Annotated in this window: 4 protein-coding genes and 1 pseudogene; all 5 read left to right on the forward strand. The window is 63.2% G+C overall.

Annotated features, from left to right (window positions below):
- Window positions 1-51 precede the first annotated feature (51 nt).
- Window positions 52-276: a hypothetical protein gene (locus tag G510_RS0113155; RefSeq protein ID WP_029153985.1), complete on the forward strand. Its 225-nt coding sequence runs from the start codon at window positions 52-54 to the stop codon at window positions 274-276.
- Window positions 276-1355, forward strand: coding sequence for a conjugal transfer protein (locus G510_RS0113160; RefSeq protein ID WP_029153986.1), 1080 nt, complete (start codon window positions 276-278; stop codon window positions 1353-1355). Before G510_RS0113155 ends, G510_RS0113160 begins: the two co-directional genes overlap by 1 nt.
- Window positions 1356-1365: 10 nt before the next feature.
- The gene (locus G510_RS0113165) at window positions 1366-1608 is read left to right on the forward strand and encodes a hypothetical protein (protein WP_029153987.1); all 243 of its coding nucleotides are present in this window, start codon (window positions 1366-1368) and stop codon (window positions 1606-1608) included.
- Window positions 1609-1628: 20 nt separating this feature from the next.
- Window positions 1629-2186, forward strand: a complete 558-nt coding sequence (locus tag G510_RS18415) for a hypothetical protein (protein WP_036323458.1) — start codon at window positions 1629-1631, stop codon at window positions 2184-2186.
- Between the two features lie 12 nt (window positions 2187-2198).
- Window positions 2199-3119 (forward strand): annotated as a pseudogene (locus G510_RS0113170) (ATP-binding protein); the annotation flags it as partial.

Below are 3119 nucleotides of genomic sequence, written 5' to 3' on the forward strand. Positions count from 1 at the left end.
AGCTATGTGAGGCGCTAGAAGGCGCTGCAACCTCGTCGAAAGAGAGCCGTGATGAGCGACATCGCCCGGGACGCGAACAGTGCCGATTGGAATGCCTTCCTCCCTGACGCAGCCGAAGCGCTCAGCGCTCGCGACACCTTCGAGAGCGCATCCGCCGTGGCACTCGAAACGCCCTACAACTCCCGGGCCCAGAACCGACTGCGCTCAGCGCTACAAACCCTCCAAGCAGCGACCCCCGCCGCCCGCCGCATCGCGTACTCGTCTGGAGAAGAGTGATGGGACTGTTCCGCCGCAACGACACCGAAACCGACACCGATAAGCCGCGATCGCCGAAGAGGGCACGTGGAGCGGAGAAGAACGCTCAGCGTGCGGAGAAGGCTGCCCAGGGGCATCCCTGGACCCATGGCGGCGAGATGGGCTCCAAGGCGATCGGTGTGCTTCTGATCGGCGGCATCCTCTGCGGGTACGTAGGAGTTGGCGTCGGGTGGCTTGCTCTGAACAGGCCCTCCGGCGCTGTTGCCCAAGTGCAGACGGAGGAGAGGACATCGGTGCAGAGGCTTGCCGGGGGATACGCCGCCGGATTCGTCTCGGAGTGGTTGCGAGCGACCAGCGAGGACCCAGGCGAGCTCGGCACCTACGTGGACCTCTCCGGGGTGGGTGGTTACCTCTCGGCGAAGCCCTGGGAGTACCGCGATCTCGAAGTGGTCTCCTCAGACATCGTCGACGAGAAGTTCGTGAACGTGCTGCTGTCGGCAAATGTGAAAGAGACGACGACAGACGAAGGCGACAACGAACTGACGTCATGGCCCCGCCGGTACTGGCAGGTACCGATCTCGACACACGAATCCGGCCCGAAGGCTATGGGCTTCCCCACGCCCGTCGCTGCACCAAGCTCCGGCATCGGTGAGGACCTCGCGTACAGCGAGACCCTCGCGCTTTCCTCTGAGGGGGGAGAGACAGTAAGCAACTTTCTCGCCGCGTACCTCACAGGCGAAGGCGACATCACCCGATTCACGTCGCCGGATGCGACGTTCACGGCGATCGACCCTGCGCCCTACTCGCGCGTCGACATCATCAAGCTCGGCTCCGACCTGCCCGCGGACGAGCAGACGGACGAAGGCAGCGAGCTCCGGGTGCGTGCAGTGATCGCCGCTCAGAACGCGGACGAGCGCATGGCGACTGCGTCCTACGCGCTCACGATGACCATGCGCGCCGACCGATGGGAAGTCCTCGCGATCGACGACGCACCGCTGGTGTACATCGACAGTGACGACGAGCTCGGAGATCTAGCGCCTTCACCGACACCTGAACCTTCAACAACCCCTGCACGCCCGACAACCCCTGCAACGAACTAGGAGAAATCTCATGAATAGGGACGGCATTTTCGAGAAATGGAACCTTCTCGAGGGAAACCTCGTCGACATGATTGGAGGTGTCGCCGTTGTGCTCTCACTGGTTGCGTTCTTCTGGATCGCCGGGAAGAAGAACTTTAGCGTCAGCGCCATCATCATCGGCGCCGTGATCGGTGCAGCCATCCTCGTGATGGCTGCTGCTGGCGGACTGAGCGGGATCGCGAGCGTCATCGTGCAGACCTTCCAGAACCTGTAAGCACACAGCGGATCACAGCCATGGATGACGAAGCACGCCCGTCGGAGACAGCACGGTTCTACACCCGTGCTCGGAAGTTTCCCAAGCTCATCGGCCGGCTGCATGACGGTACGCGGATCCCCGGTGGCCCGTACACCGTGACTCAGCTCGTCGTCCTGATCGTGCTGACAACAGGAGCGCTTCTCACCCGTGGAATTTGGGGGAGCACCATCCTCGTGGATTTGGTGATCTCCCTCGCGATCGGTGTCGGAGGGGCGTTCGCAATCGGCATCCTCCCCGCACAGCAACGAAACCTTCTCAGCGTCGCAGGAGGGGTCCTCCGTGCGATCCGTAGCCCAGCCCATGGGCGATACCACGGCATGAACGTGCGGATCGCTCCGCCCCGTCACGCCCGAGGTAAAACCGCAATCAACCCCATCGTCGAACCGATCGAGGCAGAAGCTCAGACGGTCGCCGAGGAGACCACGAACAAGAGATTGCGTCGACGCGTCAAACCCGCATCGCCAGCCACACCAGCAGTCACAGCCTCTGTTACGGCCACCGGAGTCGAACGACTACTCGCTCAGACCAGGAAGTAAGGACGACGCCAGATGAAGATCCCCGCAACCGCGATGGACCACAACCTGATGTGGACGCGCACTGGTCAAGTCTGGGCCACGTGGCGCCTCAACCCGCCTGTCATCAATGGCAAGCCGATCCTGTACAACTACGCAACCTCCACGGTGAAACACGGCATCCGCGACCAGCACCAGGCGCTCCTCCAGGAGCTCCGCGGGGAAGCCCTCATCCTCGGGCTCGCGGCCGACCTTGATCCCATCGGAATCATCAACAGGATGCTCGCCGGCGTCGACATCAACGAAAGCCCCGAGTGGGCAGACGAAGTCGCACGTACCCTCCAAGCACTCCGCGAAGTACCTCTCGGAGAGCGCGCGTACTGGCTTGCCGTGCCGCTGCGGGGGAGCGTGAAGGAGCAGGCGCGATGGTGGGTGCAGTCGCAGGAGGCGGATCTGCGCGACCGGATGGGCCTGCCCAAGTGGCGACCATCGAACTCGGCGGTACAGACGGCGTTGGTCACAGCTCGCGCGATCGAGGAGAAGATTCCCAAGTCGTTCCGACCGTCGCCGGCGTCGGCCGTTGAGCAGATCTGGATCGCGACGCATCTGCAACAGCGCGGATTGGCCGCTGATGATGCTCCACTGCCAGATGCCAGTGATCAGGAGTCTGCGGGCACTAAACGCCAGGACCCGCTGGAAGCGGTTGTTCGTCCGCGCCCTGCATATGTCCCTGCCCCCTGGACGGACGAGGGCGGGCAATCTGATGTCACTAAGGGACAGACGTTTGCGCCGTTCCGTCGCCGGTATTTGAAGGTGCACTGCCCGTGGAACACGGAGGAGGAGGCCTCGTACCAAGTAGTGCAGGCTCTGGTCGGGGGGCCGCGCGGCGGATGGGAATTCCCCGGGATCGAGTGGATCTCTTTCGTCGAGCAGATGCCGTTCGACGTCGACTGGGTC

The organism is Microbacterium gubbeenense DSM 15944 (assembly GCF_000422745.1).
Lineage (GTDB): Bacteria > Actinomycetota > Actinomycetes > Actinomycetales > Microbacteriaceae > Microbacterium > Microbacterium gubbeenense.

What these genes read in the sequence shown, in the direction of transcription:
- G510_RS0113155 (WP_029153985.1), top strand. Translation starts at nt 52, where the DNA reads ATGAGCGACATCGCCCGGGACGCGAACAGTGCCGATTGGAATGCCTTC.
- G510_RS18415 (WP_036323458.1), top strand. Translation starts at nt 1,629, where the DNA reads ATGGATGACGAAGCACGCCCGTCGGAGACAGCACGGTTCTACACCCGT.
- G510_RS0113160 (WP_029153986.1), top strand. Translation starts at nt 276, where the DNA reads ATGGGACTGTTCCGCCGCAACGACACCGAAACCGACACCGATAAGCCG.
- G510_RS0113165 (WP_029153987.1), top strand. Translation starts at nt 1,366, where the DNA reads ATGAATAGGGACGGCATTTTCGAGAAATGGAACCTTCTCGAGGGAAAC.